9 protein-coding genes are annotated in these 14,925 nt (G+C 61.9%); 8 read left to right on the top strand and 1 reads right to left on the bottom strand.

Annotation, left to right across the window (positions count from 1 at the left end):
• Window positions 1–88: 88 nt before the first annotated feature.
• Window positions 89–436, bottom strand: a complete 348-nt coding sequence (locus VEK15_06805; GenBank protein HXV60384.1) for a hypothetical protein — start codon at window positions 434–436, stop codon at window positions 89–91.
• Between the two features lie 103 nt (window positions 437–539).
• Between VEK15_06805 and VEK15_06800 the strand changes: the two genes are divergently transcribed.
• From VEK15_06800 to VEK15_06765, 8 genes are all read left to right on the top strand, one after another.
• Window positions 540–1,757, top strand: coding sequence for a 4-hydroxy-3-methylbut-2-enyl diphosphate reductase (locus tag VEK15_06800; protein HXV60383.1), 1,218 nt, complete (start codon window positions 540–542; stop codon window positions 1,755–1,757).
• A 119-nt stretch (window positions 1,758–1,876) separates the two neighbouring features.
• Window positions 1,877–4,027 carry a thiamine pyrophosphate-dependent enzyme gene (locus tag VEK15_06795; GenBank protein ID HXV60382.1) on the top strand — a complete coding sequence of 717 codons (2,151 nt, stop codon included), beginning with the start codon at window positions 1,877–1,879 and terminating at the stop codon, window positions 4,025–4,027.
• Between the two features lie 6 nt (window positions 4,028–4,033).
• Window positions 4,034–5,206: an acyl-CoA dehydrogenase family protein gene (locus VEK15_06790; GenBank protein HXV60381.1), complete on the top strand. Its 1,173-nt coding sequence runs from the start codon at window positions 4,034–4,036 to the stop codon at window positions 5,204–5,206.
• 17 nt (window positions 5,207–5,223) lie between these two features.
• Window positions 5,224–5,685 carry a GNAT family N-acetyltransferase gene (locus VEK15_06785; GenBank protein ID HXV60380.1) on the top strand — a complete coding sequence of 154 codons (462 nt, stop codon included), beginning with the start codon at window positions 5,224–5,226 and terminating at the stop codon, window positions 5,683–5,685.
• Window positions 5,686–5,694: 9 nt separating this feature from the next.
• Complete coding sequence (locus VEK15_06780) at window positions 5,695–7,110, top strand: pyridoxal-dependent decarboxylase (GenBank protein ID HXV60379.1); 1,416 nt, start codon at window positions 5,695–5,697, stop codon at window positions 7,108–7,110.
• Between the two features lie 180 nt (window positions 7,111–7,290).
• Window positions 7,291–8,388 (top strand): efflux RND transporter periplasmic adaptor subunit, encoded by a 1,098-nt coding sequence (locus VEK15_06775; GenBank protein ID HXV60378.1) that lies wholly within the window; start codon window positions 7,291–7,293, stop codon window positions 8,386–8,388.
• A gap of 51 nt (window positions 8,389–8,439) precedes the next feature.
• Window positions 8,440–11,586 carry an efflux RND transporter permease subunit gene (locus VEK15_06770; protein HXV60377.1) on the top strand — a complete coding sequence of 1,049 codons (3,147 nt, stop codon included), beginning with the start codon at window positions 8,440–8,442 and terminating at the stop codon, window positions 11,584–11,586.
• On the top strand, window positions 11,583–14,660 hold the full coding sequence (locus tag VEK15_06765) for an efflux RND transporter permease subunit (protein HXV60376.1): 3,078 nt from the start codon (window positions 11,583–11,585) through the stop codon (window positions 14,658–14,660). The genes VEK15_06770 and VEK15_06765 overlap by 4 nt, the downstream gene beginning before the upstream one ends.
• Window positions 14,661–14,925: the final 265 nt, after the last annotated feature.

Below are 14,925 nucleotides of genomic sequence, written 5' to 3'. Positions count from 1 at the left end.
CTGCGCGCCTAGCCGGCAGAGGATAGGTGGACATTGGGTACTATACATTTGCACGGGCGCGCGGGCCGGTCAAACTGGACCGGTGGGATCAACCGACGACGGCGCCGTCCTTTTTCGAGTAGAGGCGATAGTCGTAGCTTCGCTCTTCGGCCTCGGCGAGCCGAATACCCTCTTCGTAGGGGAACATGTGGACCGCGTCGTAGTCCGGAGGACAGAATTTCGCGCAGAGTTGGCAACCGATGCAGGTCTCGACGTTGATCTCGCAAACTTCTCCCATCGCGCCCACCTCGGGGTCGGGGACGAGATAGATGCAGTCCTTTACCGGGCAGACGTGGATGCACATCTCGCAACCGCGCCCGAAGCACTTGCCCTTGTCGACGAAGGCCAGCAGCTTCGGTTGCTTCTTCCGCGGTCCGGTGATGAGAACGTCCTGCATCGACTTCTTTCCTCCCGAGGGTCATTATACCCAAACTCGCGTAAACGTCTCGGAGGCAACCCACGGCAACAAGCAGTGAAGACAGTTATAATTAATAGTCAATATGAGCAACGGCGCGACCCAGACCAAGCTCTATCGCAAGGGACTCGGCCTGCGAGATCAAGTGAAGGAGCCCTTGCGGAAGGACTACAAGGGTCTGATCGTAGATTTCGCTCGCGAGCATGGCTTCACCCTGCATGCCGGTGAATTCACGTTTCGGCTGGCAAAGGAGTTTGGCTTCTGCTACGGCGTCGACCGGGCCGTCGAGTACGCTTACGAGGCGCGAAGTCGATTTCCCGACAAGAGACTCTTCATCACCGGCGAGATCATCCACAATCCCTTCGTCAACCGGCGCCTCGAGGAAATGGGAATCCTCTTCTTGAGCGGGCCTTATGGTGCCGCCAGCAAGTTCGAGGCAGTCACGGCAGATGATGTCGTCCTGCTCCCCGCGTTCGGTGTAAGTGTAGAGGAACTGGACATTCTCAAGGACAAGGGTGCGATCCTGGTCGACACCACCTGCGGCTCGGTCATGAATGTTTGGAAGAACGTCGAGCGCTACGCGCGAGCGGGGTTCACATCGGTCGTCCACGGCAAGCACTGGCACGAAGAGACCAAGGCGACCGTGTCCCGGGCGACGAGCCCGGGCGGCCACTACCTCGTCGTAAGAGACATGAGCGAGACGCACACCGTCTGTCGTCATATCGAGCAGGGCGGCGACGCGAAGGCGTTTCTGGAGTTCTTCCAGGCTGCGGTCTCGCCCGGCTTCGATCCCGACACCCACCTCGAGCGGATAGGCCTGGCCAACCAGACGACAATGCTCAGCAGCGAGTCGCTGGCGATAGCCGAAGTCCTCAGAGCCTCGATGATGAAGCGCTACGGCGAACGCGACATCGAGAGCCGCTTCTGCTCGTTCGACACCATTTGCAGCGCCACCCAGGAGCGCCAGGACGCCGTTCTCGAGCTTTGCGCCGAGGGGGTCGACATCATGCTCGTCATCGGCGGATACAACTCGAGCAATACGACGCACCTCGCGGAAATCTGCAGTCGTCACTTTCCCACATTCCACATCGCGGACTCTAATCGGCTCCGATCGCGCGATCTCATCCTCCACAAGCCCATCCACGTTTCCGAGGAGATCGAAGCACGAGATTGGTTGCCCGACGGTCCGCTGAAGATCGGCATCACGGCAGGAGCGTCGACTCCGGACGTCAAAGTGGACGAGTCGATTGAAAGATTGCTGTCCTTCCGGGGTTTGACCCGAGCTTCGATCTCGGCCGACTAGAGTTACCGCCCGGTAAGTTGCAGACCCCGTGGCAGTTCGGTTCTATTAGATATAATTGCCCCAGCGGAATTTGGAGCACCACAAAAGGGAGACGTAGCTGTTCGCGATTGGAGGTGTGAATGGACGGCGGGCCGAACTCACCCGTAGAGCCTGCGATTCGACCCGACGCGGAGACGGCGGAGCGTTTCCACGGACTCGCCCGGGACGATTTGGTCGAGGCCTATCGTCTCATGCTGCTGTCGCGAAAGGTCGACGACCGTGAAATTCAGCTGAAACGTCAGAACAAGGTCTTCTTCCAGATCAATGGCGTCGGACACGAAGCCGTGCTCGTCGCCGCGGCCAAGCTTCTGAGACCCGGCGAGGATTGGTACTTCCCTTATTACCGCGACCGGGCCCTCGTTCTTGCGACGGGCACCACGGCGTTCGAGCAGCTCATGGCGAGCGTGGGCGCCGCTGCGGATCCGGCGTCGGGCAGCCGCCAGATGCCTTCGCACTGGGGCCACAAGAAACTCAACATCGTCAGCCAGTCGAGCTGCGTAGGAACCCAGTTCTTGCCCGCCGTGGGCGCAGCTATCGCGGGACAGCATTTGAACCGGAGCCCAATTGATTCCTTGACGGACACATTTGCAAAGGAGGAGATCGTCTTCGTCTCGGGAGGCGACGGTTCGACCAGCGAAGGCGAGTTCTGGGAATCTTTGAACAACGCCTGCCTTCACAAATCGCCGGTTCTCTATCTCATCGAGGATAACCGGTATGCCATCTCGGTTCCCATCGAGCGACAGACCGCCGGGGGAAGCATTTCTCGGCTGGTGCGCAACTACCCGTCTCTCTTCGTCACGGAGTTCGACGGCTGCGATTTCATCGAGAGCTACAAACGGTTGACGGATGCCATCGCTTACGTGAGATCGGGACAAGGGCCGGCACTGGCCCACGCACACGTGATACGCCCATATTCTCATTCGCTTTCCGACGACGAGCGTCTCTACAAGACCGAGGAAGAACGGGCGGAAGAGGCGAAGCTCGATCCGATTCTTCGGATGCGCACGTTCCTGCTCGAGGAAGGTCTCATGGCCGAGCCCGACCTGGAAGCCCTGGAGCGCAGCGTTCATGGAGAGGTCGTCGAGGCCGCCGATCAAGCGCTTTCGATGCAGCGCCCCGAGAAGCAGAGTTGGAGTCGTCACATCTATAGCTCGTCCGTCGACCCCACGTCGTCTGCCTTTGATACCGAGCCCGTTTTTGCGGGAAAGGAAGGCACGATGGTCGATCTCTTGAACGCCTGCTTGCGCGACGAGATGGCGCGCGACCCGAGAATCATGATCTTCGGCCAGGACGTGGCCGACGTCAGCCGTGAAGAGAATCTGGACAAAGTCAAGGGCAAGGGCGGAGTTTTCAAGGTCACATTCGGGCTTCAGCGGGAGTTCGGTGGCGCCCGCGTCTGGAACACTCCCCTCGCGGAAGCGAGCATCGCGGGCATGGCGGTGGGGGCGGCGTTGCGCGGCCTCAAACCCGTCGTCGAGATCCAGTTCCTCGACTACATCTGGCCGGCCTTCATGCAATTGCGCAACGAGGTTGCCACGATGCGGTGGCGATCCAATGGCGCGTTCAGCTGCCCTCTCGTCGTGCGCGTGCCCATCGGTGGCTACTTGACGGGAGGAGCGATCTACCACAGTCAGTCGGGCGAAGTGCTGTTCACGCACCTGCCGGGTCTCCGGGTGGTCATGCCGTCGACGGCCCTCGATGCCAACGGGCTCCTGCGAACCGCGATCCGGTGCGACGATCCAGTGATGTTCCTGGAGCACAAACATCTCTATCGCCAGACGTATAACAAGAGCCCTTACCCTGGGCCCGACTTCATGATTCCCTTCGGCAAAGCGAGAACGGTGGGATCGGGCACCGATCTGACCATCATCACCTACGGGGCACTGGTGAACCGATCGGTCCGCGCGGCGCAGAAGGCCGAACAACAGGACGGCATCTCCGTCGAGATTCTGGATTTGCGGTCACTCTCGCCCTACGACTGGGAAGCCATCTCGGCCGCCGTGCAGAAGACGAACCGCGTCCTGGTAGCTTATGAGGACACTCGCAGCTTCGGATACGGGGCGGAGATCGCCTCTCGAATTTCTGAAGAGCTCTTCGATTTCCTCGATGCGCCAGTCAGGCGCATCGGCGCCAGGGACTCGTGGGTCGCTTACAATCCGATTCTGGAGAACGCCATTCTTCCGCAGACCGACGACATCTATGCCGCGATCACCGAGCTCGCAGGATATTAGCGGGTTATGACGACCGACGTTCAAACGAGACCCGATGGCTTGACCGTGCTCGCGGAAGAGGAAGATCTCTTCCGCCGGTCGGTGCGCGATTTTGCCGAGAGCGAAATCCGGCCGCACGTGTCCCGCATGGACCGGGAGATGCGAATCGAGCCTTCGCTCATCCCGAAGCTATTCGAGCTCGGCGTCATGGGCATCGAGATCCCCGAGAGCCATGGCGGCGCCGGTTCCAGTTTCTTCATGTCGCTTTTGGCCGTCGAGGAGATTTCCCGCGTGGACGCGTCGCTCGGCGTTCTGGTCGACGTTCAGAACACGCTGGTGAACAACGCGCTCCTTCGCTGGGCGAACGATGAGCAGAAAAAGCGCTTGCTTCCGCGATTGGCTCGAGACACGGTTGGGGCCTATGCTCTTTCTGAGCCCGACTCGGGAAGCGACGCCTTTGCCCTGACGTGCCGCGCCGTCGAGGACGGCGACTTGTTTCGTCTGACCGGCACCAAGCTCTGGATTACCAACGGCGCCGAAGCGGGTCTATTCATCGTCTTTGCTACGGTCGACCCGCGCGCGGGCTACAAAGGGATCACCGCCTTCTTGGTGGAGCGAGATCTCGAAGGTTTTGCCGTTGGAAAAAAGGAGGACAAGCTCGGGATTCGCGCGTCCAGCACCAACGAGCTACTGTTCAACGACTGCCCCGTGCCCCGCTCGAACGTTCTCGGGGAAGTGGGCAAGGGTTACAAGATCGCCATCGAGACGCTGAACGAAGGCCGTATCGGAATCGGCGGCCAGATGATCGGGATTGCCTCCGGTGCTCTCGATTACGCCATGAGCTATGCAAAGGAGCGCCGCGCATTCGGCCAGCCGATCGCCGACTTCCAGGGAGTCCAGTTCCAGATCGCGGAGGCTGCGACCGAGCTCGAAGCCGCCCGGCTCCTGGTCTACAACGCGGCCCGACTCCGTGATGCCGGACGGCCGTTTCTAGTGGAAGCGGCGATGGCTAAGCTCTTCTCCTCAGAAATGGCCGAGCGAGTCACCTCGCGCGCGGTGGAGCTGTACGGCGGATACGGTTATACGAAAGACTTCCCCGTCGAGAAATATTGGCGCGATGCCAAGATCGGAAAGATCTACGAGGGGACGTCGAACATGCAGCTCCAGACGATCGCGAAATATCTCCTCAAGAACAAATAAGGTACACTCACGCCGCGATGTCGCTCGTACTCGAGACGGAGCGCGTGTTTCTCCGCGAGCTACTCCTCAACGACGTCGAGCCACTCGAGACGGTCTTGGCGAATGCCGGAGCAAGCGACAAGTTGTCGCCGCCGAGCGCTCGCGCCTTCATCCTGGCCCAGCGCGACAGCTACCGCGAGCACGGACTCGGCGTCTGGGCCGCGGTTCATCGGGAGTCGGGAATGGTTCTCGGCTACGCCGGACTTCGGCGAGAGTCGGAGTCCGATCCCGAGCTCTGGTGCCTGATCGACGTTCCCTACCGCGGCCACGGCCTCGGCACCGAAGTCGCCACCGCCATCCTCCACCATGCTCGCGAGCGGATAGGCGTCGAACGCGTCATCGCCTTCGTCCCTCCCGACGACGAGGGCGCGCACCGATTCGTCGAAACGCTCGGCATGAGTCTGGACGATGGGGAACGCCATCTTTTTGCGACTCGCTGACGAGGAGTCATGAGCTACCACATGAAACCGGACGAGTTCCGCCGCGCCGGTTATGCCCTCATCGACTGGATCGCGGACTACCATGAGCGAGTGGAATCGTTACCGGTTCTCTCCCGTGTCCAGCCCGGCGAGATACGCGCGAAACTCCCCCACAACGCTCCGGAAAAAGGGGAAGCATTCGATTCGATCGTCAAGGATCTCGACGACATTCTGTTGCCCGGTATCACCCACTGGCAGTCGCCCAACTTCTTCGCCTACTTCCCGTCGAACTCTTCGCCTCCAGCCGTTCTGGGTGAGCTCCTCTCCGCCGGGCTCGGCGTCCAGGGCATGATCTGGGCTACCAGCCCAGCCTGCACCGAGCTAGAAACGCACGTTCTCGACTGGCTCGTTGACATGCTCGGCCTTCCCGAGGCCTTCAAGTCCAACGGCGAAGGGGGTGGGGTCATCCAGGACACCGCGTCGAGCTCTTCCTTGTGCGCTTTGCTCGCCGCACGCGAGCGAGCGACGAGATTCCAGTCGAACGCCGCCGGCCTCGACAAAGGGCTGGTCGCCTATGCTTCGAGCCAGGCGCATTCTTCGATCGAGAAGGCGGTCAAGATCGCCGGCATTGGAAAGGACAACTTGAGACTCGTCGCCGTCGACGAGAACTACGCGATGTCAGTCGGGGACTTGCGGCAGCGGGTCCTCACCGACCGAAACCGCGGGCTGAAGCCCTTCTTCGTCTGCGCCACCGTCGGAACGACGTCGTCCAACGCCCTCGACCCCGTGGCCGAGATCGGACGCTTCTGCGCCGAACAGAACCTCTGGCTGCACGTGGACGCCGCGATGTCGGGAACGGCGGCTCTTTGCCCGGAGTTTCGTTACATCCAAGACGGAGTCGAGCGGGCCGACAGCTATTGCTTCAACCCCCACAAATGGATGTTCACCAACTTCGACTGTAACGCTTTCTACGTCAAGAACCGCCGCACGCTCATCGATACGCTCAGCATCCTCCCCGAGTACCTGAGGAACGAGGCCACGACTTCGGGGGCGGTCATCGACTACCGCGACTGGCACATTCCCCTGGGGCGGCGGTTTCGTGCCCTCAAGCTGTGGTTCGTAATCCGACATTACGGGGTCGAGGGCCTCCGACACCATGTCCGGCGTCACGTCGGACTTGCCCACGAGCTCGAGGGTTGGATTCGCGAGGACGCGCGCTTCGAGGTCGTTGCGCCGGTACCTCTGAACCTCGTCTGCTTCCGCCACAAAGGCGGCGATGAGGTGAACGAGCTCTTGATGCGCAAGCTGAACGAGAGCGGAAAGCTCTACCTCACACACACGAGACTCGATGGCCGCTTGACCCTCCGTATTTGTGTCGGCCAAACTTACACCGAGAAGCGCCACGTGCGCGCGGCCTGGGAGCTCGTCCAACAGATGGCACCCTAGCAGGGGTGATGAAGAAGTCCGCCGGAGCCTTGCGCAGAGGCGGATCAATCACGGGTCCCGCCACGGCATCGAGCACCCTGAGGGGGAAGATTCGCCCGGAAGCCACGGTAAGATCTGCATGGAATTTCTGAACCCTCCTCCCGCCAGATTCGTATCCGCCTACGGGAGCTCCATCAACCCATGAATCGCTCGCGGAAACTCACTTTTCTCGCCGGTGGGGTGGCGATCGTCGTTATCGGCGCCGTCGTTTCCTATTTCGTAATCCAGCAGGGAGATGGAAGCGCCGAGGCGAAGGATGTCGTCGACGGGCCGGCCGATACCGCCGTCCCGGTGGAAGTCGTCGACGCGATCAAAGGGCCCGTAACCAGGACGCTGTCCACCTCCTCCACGATCGAGGCGGAGCAATCGGCCGAGGTTCTCGCCAAAGTCTCGGGAATCGTTACCGACGTGGCGGTCCGAGAGGGTACCGCAGTCGAGAAAGACCAGGTTCTCGCCAGGGTAGACGACGAGGAGAAGAAGCTCGCTCTCGAAAAAGCCGACCTCACCCTGAGGAAGGCAGAAGCCGAGCTCAATCGCTCGAAGCTGTCGTTCGATCAGGAGCTCATCTCCCGGTTCGACTACGAAAAAGCCGTTTTCGATCGCGACCTGGCGAGAACGGAGAAACAGATCAAAGAGCTCGAGCACCGGTACGCTGTTATCCGGGCCCCGTTCGCTGGCCGGGTGACGGCGACGGAGATCGTAGTTGGACAGACCCTTCAACCCGGGGACCACCTCGTCACTCTGGCGGATTTTCGTACGCTTGTGGTTCGCCTCTTCCTCCCCGAGAAGGACGTCTTCCAGCTCGAGCCGGGACAGCCGGTCGGGCTGCTCCCCGAAGCGCTGGCGGGAGCGTCGATGAGCGAGGACGTCAGCTTTCGAGGTCGGGTTCGGGACATCAGTCCCGTCGTCGATCCGAAGACCGGGACGGTCAAAGTGACGGTGGAGGTCCTGGATCGTTCCGCCGACATTCGGCCCGGCGCCTTCGTTCGAGCCGAGATCGAGACCGATCGCCGGGTCGACGCGATCCTCGTTCCCAAGCTCGCCGTGGTGGCGGAGGCAGGCGAGAATTTCGTCTTCGTCGTAAACGAGGGCCGCGCGGAGAAACGATCGGTCGAGCTCGGCTACACGCGCGGTCTTGCCGTCGAAATCCTCGCCGGGATCTCCGCGGGCGAAAAGATCGCCATCGCCGGTCATACTACACTCGAAGACGGGGAGTCGGTCGAGGTGCTCACCAATTAGCTGCGCTCACGCCATGAAGACCGACTGTTCGAGGTAAAGCCACCCTAGCGGATGTCTCGCCTAATAGACGCCTGCATCCGTCGACCGGTGAGCGTCTCGATGTTCACCGTCGCCATCGCCATCTTCGGCGTCGTGTCGTTCACCAGGCTTCCGCTGAACCTGCTTCCCGATATCTCCTACCCGAGTCTAACGGTCGAGACACGGTACCCCGGCGCGGCACCGGCCGAGGTCGAGAGTCTGGTGAGCCAGCCGATCGAGGAGGCAGTGGGAGTCATCTCCGGCGTAAAGCGCCTCGGCTCACGCTCGCGTGCGGGAGTGTCCGAGGTTACGCTCGAGTTCCTCTGGGACACGAACATGGATTTCGCGGCGCTCGACGTCCGGGAGAAGCTCGATCTGGCCCAGCTGCCCCGCGACGCCGAGAACCCGACGCTGCTGCGATTCGACCCCTCGAGCGACCCGATCATGCGTCTGGGGGTTACCGGCGGCTCGGATCTGGCACGTCTGCGCCAATATGCCGAGGAAGAGCTCAAGAAGGAGCTCGACGCCATCGACGGCGTGGCCGCGGTCAAGGTCGAGGGGGGTCTCGAGCGCGAGATCCAGGTCGATATTCACGAGGATCGGCTGGCGTTGTCAGGAGTCGACGTTGCCACAGTCTCGACGTCGCTCGCGGCGGGAAACGTGAACCTCGCCGGGGGCAGCATCTACGAGGACGAGGCGCGTTATCTCGTCCGCACGCTGAACGAGTTCGGGGGGCTCGAGGACATCGGAGCGACTCAGCTCGCCGATGAGAATGGGCGCCGCGTCTATCTGAGAGACGTTGCTGACATCCGTTGGGGCCACAAGGAGCGAGAGTCCATCGTCCGCACCGGAGGGCGCGAGACCGTAGAGCTCCGCATCTACAAGGAAGGCGACGCCAACACCGTGCAGGTCGCCCGGGGTGTCCGCGCCCGGCTCGAGGCCATCGATTCGAGCATTCCTGAGAACATCGAGCTCTCGATGCTGTTCGACCAATCGAGCTTCATCGAAGGTGCCGTGGCCGAGGTCGTCGAGAACGCCTGGATCGGCGGCCTCCTCGCGGTGCTGATCATTGCTCTCTTTCTCCGCGATCTTCGCGCGACGGCGGTCATCGGACTCGCCATCCCCGTTTCGGTGGTGGCCACGTTCTTCATCATGTACCAGGTGGGGATCTCGCTGAACATCATGTCCCTCGGCGGGCTCGCTCTGGGAGTGGGCATGCTACTGGACGACTCGATCGTTGTCCTCGAGTCGATTCACCGGCATCGACAATCCGGTGCCGGCTCGCGCCAGGCCGCGGTGCGAGGGACGAGCGAGGTGGCGACCGCGGTCGTCGCTTCGACGCTGACGACCGTCGCGGTATTCCTCCCGATCGTCTTCGTCGAAGGCGTGGCCGGGCAACTCTTCAACGACCAAGCCCTCACCGTCTCCATCTCGATTCTGGCGTCATTGGGTTTTTCCCTCGCTCTGATCCCGGTGCTCGCCGCGAGGCTTTCACGGGAACGAGCCGAGCCTGCTTCCGCAGACGAGCTGACCACTTGGCATCGAGCGCCCGCGCGCGCGGTGGCGCTCGTCGTCAACTTCTTTGCCCGCTCGGGGACCTTTTTCTCGATACTCGTGTCGCCACTGACCGACGCATTCCAGCGTGCGGAAGTGGCGGTCGATTCGTTCTATCCGCGGGCCTGCCGCTTCGCGATTCGACACCGCGCGGCCGTCTTCCTGTCGGCAGCCGTCGCCTTCGGGTCGAGCTCGGTGCTAGCCCGCCGCCTCGGAGTCGAGCTGCTCCCGAGCCTCACCCAGGGCGAGTTCTATTTCGATCTCGAGCTCCCCGAGAGCGCTCCCCTGGGCGTTACCGATCGACTTCTGGAAACCATCGGCACGGAAGCGGCAGGCCTGCCCGAGGTGCTGCGGGTCGTCACCACGGCTGGCTCGACCGGCGCGAGCTCCATCGACGCCAGCGCCCGAGGAGAGAATCGGGGCCGCATACACGTGGTGATGGCGGACAAGAGAGACCGCGAAGCCGAGCTCCGCAGCGCAGCCCGCGTGAGAAAGTCCCTGAGCAAGTTACCCGGCCTCTCGTTCCAGTTCGACCGTCCCTCTTACTTCAGTTTCAAACGCCCGGTGGAGCTCGAGGTCTATGGTGACGACGTGACGGAGCTGGAAACGGCGGCGGCGATGATCTCCGAGGCGTTGGAATCGGTGCCGGGCCTCACCGACGTTCGGTCGTCCTCGGACATGGGGAATCCCGAGCTTCAGGTGTTCTTCGCGGTGGATCGCATGGCGCAGATGGGCCTGGGAGTGGACGAAGTGTCGGAGACCTTGCGTACCAAGCTTCGCGGAAACGTCGCCACCCGGCTGAACGAGGGGGAAAGAAAGATCGATATCGTAGTACGCGCCGCAAAAGAGGCCCGCACGCGAGTCGAGCAGATTCCCGAGCTGCTCGTGCACGAGACCGAAGCAAGAGGGGTGGCGTTGAAGTCGGTCGCCTCCACCCGTTTGGCCGCCGGCCCCTCGGAGATCCGCCGCGTGGGCCAGCGGCGAGCCGTCGTCATTTCCGGGAATCTGGACGGGCGAGATTTGGGAAGCGTGACCGCCGACATGGCGACGGTCATCGCCGGCCTCGCGCTTCCCCGCTCGGTGGGCACGCGCTTCGCAGGTCAACAGCTCGAGATCGAAGATTCCTTCGGAAGTCTCTACCTCGCTATCAGTCTGGCGATCTTCCTCGTGTATTTCGTCATGGCGAGCCAGTTCGAATCGCTGATGCACCCCTTCATCATCCTGTTCACCATACCCCTGGGACTCATCGGCGTCGTCTGGGCGCTACTGCTGACCGCAAGCACGGTGAGCGTCATCGTTCTCATTGGCATCGTGATGCTGGCGGGTATCGTCGTCAAGAACGCCATCGTTCTCGTCGATTACATCAATCGTCTTCGGGAACGAGGGATGGCCCGCGACGAGGCGGTCGTGGAAGCGGGTCGAGTCCGACTGCGCCCCATTCTCATGACGACCCTCACCACGATTCTGGCTCTCGTTCCCATGGCACTCGGCCTGGGTGAGGGCGCCGAGATCCGGCAGCCCATGGCCATCACCGTTATCGGAGGTCTCTCGGTCTCGACGATCCTGACGCTCATCGTCATCCCATCGGTCTACTGCGTCCTCGACCGGAAGAGGTTCGGAACATGACGGGTCTGGCAGGAACGTCGGTCCGGCGGCCGATCGCAACCGCGATGGTCCTGGTGAGCGTTCTGGTCCTCGGCGTCATCGCGTTGATCCGGCTCCCTCTCGCCTTTCTTCCCGACCTCGACTTCCCCGCCGTTTTCATCACCGTCCCCTATCCGAACTCGAGCCCGCGCCAGATCGAGGAGCAGATCGTCAAACCAATCGAAGAGGCGCTCGCCACCCTTCCCGGCATCACGAAACTGAGCTCGCAGGCCGACGCCGACCAGGCGTCGGTCCAGCTCTTCTTCGACTGGGGAGAGGCCGTCGATGTCGCCCGAATGAAGGTCGCGGAAAAGATCGAAGAGATTCGCCCCGATCTCCCCGATGACGTGGACCAGCTGTTCATAAACACCTTCAGCACCACGCAAATTCCCGTCGTCGAGGCGCGTATCTCGGCCCCGGGCGTCGACCTCTCGGGGAACTACGATCTCCTGGAAAAAAGAGTGGTGAACCCCATCCGGCGGATCCCCGGTGTCGCGAAAGTCGAGCTCAACGGCGTCGCCCCTCGCGAAGTCCGGATCAACTTGCGGCTCTACCGGATCGCCGAGCACGGAGTCGATCTCGGCGAGCTCGCCCGAAAGCTCATGCGCGCCAATCGAAACGTCGCCCTTGGCAAGCTCGACGGCGAGGGTCGAGTAATCCACGTGCGCAGCTTCGGGGCCTTCGTGGACCTGGAAGAAATCGAACGCTTTCCCGTCAACGACCAGGGACTCGTGCTGTCGGACATCGCCGACATCACCTACCGCGAGCCACCGATCGCTGTCGGGCGGCACCTGGACGGCAGCTATGCCGTCGCGCTTTCCATCTACAAGGAAGCGACCGCCAATACCGTAGAAACGGCGAGGCAGGTGACGGAGCTCATCGAAGGACCGATTGCCGGCGATCCGACCCTCCGGGGAATCAACCTCTTCGTCTTCGACGATCAGGCCGCCGAGATCACGAAGGGTTTGCGCGGCCTCATGACCGAGGGCCTTCTTGGAGGGGCTCTCGCGATGGTCGTCTTGTTCTTGTTCCTGAGACGGATCGATACCACGGTCATCGTGGGCCTTGCCATCCCAATGTCGATCATCGCCACGGCCGTTGGTTTGTACTTTCTCGACAAGACGCTGAACGTGCTCTCGATGATGGGGCTCATGCTCGGCGTCGGTCTTCTCGTGGACGATGCCATCGTGGTGCTCGAGTCGATCTTTCGAGAGCACCTTGGCGGCGCCGATGCGAAGACCGCGGCCGTATCCGGGGCGCGGAAGGTCTGGGGTGCCGTATTCGCTTCGACGGTGACGACGGCCATCGTATTCCTCCCGATGATCGTGGGCAAGCGCAACCAGCTCACGGTGTTCCTCGAGGAGATCGGCTGGGCGATCTCGCTTTGTATATTCAGCTCGTTTCTGGTCTCGATGACGCTCATCCCGCTCATGGGGTCGAAGCTCTTGCGCGGCAAGGAATCCGAGCCGCCGCGCTGGACCGAGTGGCTTTCCCGGCAGTACGTACGGATTCTGCGTTGGACGTTTCGCCATCGGTGGGCCACGTTCGGGGTGACGATCGTCGTTCTCGCGAGCATCGCACTTCCCTTCTCGCTCGGCGTTCAGACCGCCATGCTCGCGGGGCTCAACAAGAAGCAGATGAGGCTCGCATACGAGTTCACCGACTTCCACTACAAAGAAGAGGCCGAGTGGGCGGTGAGCCGGGTCGAGGCGTGGCTGTTCGAGCACCAGAGCGAGCTCGGGCTCGAGTCGGTTTATAGCCACTATGGGGAAAACACCGCGGGCACGACGCTGACGTTCAAGGCTCAGCATGTGAGTGAAGACGAAGCGCGGGCGGTTCGGGAGCGGATCCGCAAGGAGATGCCAAAGATTGCCGGGGTGAAGCTCACGTTCTTCGAAGAAGAAGCGGAAGCGGGAGGCGACAGCACCTTCTTCCAGCTCAATCTCTTCGGAGAGGACATCGAGCGACTCGCGTGGCTCGCAGACGACGTGAAGCGGCGCCTCTCCGCCGTCGAGGGCGTCAAGGATGCGAAGAGCTCGGTCGGTACCGACCGGCAGGAGATTCAGGTCACGCTGCAGCGGGAGCTCGCCGCCAAGTACGGCGTCCGACCTCAGGACATCTCCGAGGCTTTCGCTTTCACCCTGGGCGGGCAGCGGTTACGCCGCTACAATGCGGGCGACAAGGAGGTCGAGCTCTTGTTGATGATGTCCCAGGAGGACGTCTCCACTCTCGACGATCTGAAGAACTTCGTCGTTAGCGGCGAGGGACGCGGCGTCACCCTCGGAACGATCGCGGACTTCAAGGTCGTTCCCCAACCCAAGACCATCGAGCGCGAGAACCGCAAGACCCTGGTCTCGGTCCGCTCCAGCTACGAAGGCAAGGACTGGGCCTCCGCCAGAAAGCGTATCGAAGAGAGCTTGAACCGGATGGACCTTCCCGTTGGCTACTCGTGGTCGTTCGGCGATCGAATCCAGCAGCAGGATGCCCAGCTCCAGCAGATGCTGGTGAATTACGCGCTCGCTCTCGCGCTCATTTATATCGTCATGGCATCTCAGTTCGAGTCGCTCCTGCACCCCTTCGCCATCCTCTTCTCCATCCCCTTCGCCTTCTGGGGAGTCGCCTGGTTTCTCCTGGTGACGGGAACACCGCTCAACTTCATGGGACAAATCGGAGTGCTGGTGCTCATGGGGATCGTGGTGAAGAACGGGATCGTGCTCATCGACCACATCAACAATCTCCGCCGCGAGGGGCACGACCGCGAGACCGCCATCGAGCTGGGGGGCAAAGAGCGACTGCGTCCCATTCTCATGACCGCGGGAACGGCCGTGCTCGCCCTCGTTCCCATGGCGATCGGACGCGCCGAGCTGGACGGGCTCTACTACTTCCCTCTCGCCCGCACGGTGATCGGCGGCCTGACCGCCTCGACTTTCCTCACCCTCGTCATCCTTCCGTTCATCTACGTGCTTCTGGACAATCTCAGTCTGTGGGCTGGGAAGGTCTGGAGCGCCGCCCGCGCCGAGCCCGGCCATTCGGACCTCACCGGGGGGGTCGGATGACGAATTGGGCGCCGTTTTCTTCACATCCAACCCAAGGTGAGAATTTCGCATTCATTCGACCGAGTTGCCACTGGCACGTTCGCATGATAGCATGACAGCAGGAAGGACAATGAGATGGCACGAGTAGACGGCGCCGAGATCAAGGTGGTGGGGAAGAGCGGGCAGATCTCCCTCGGAAAGCGCTACGCGGGGAAGACTCTTCGTCTCGAGCGGCGGGAAGACGGAAGCATTCTGATCACGGCAGTGGCCATCGTACCGGAAAGCC

The organism is Vicinamibacteria bacterium (genome assembly GCA_035620555.1).
Lineage (GTDB): Bacteria > Acidobacteriota > Vicinamibacteria > Marinacidobacterales > SMYC01 > DASPGQ01.
The sequence above is the reverse complement of the archived record's forward strand: the minus strand, read 5'-3'. Positions and strand labels throughout refer to the sequence as shown.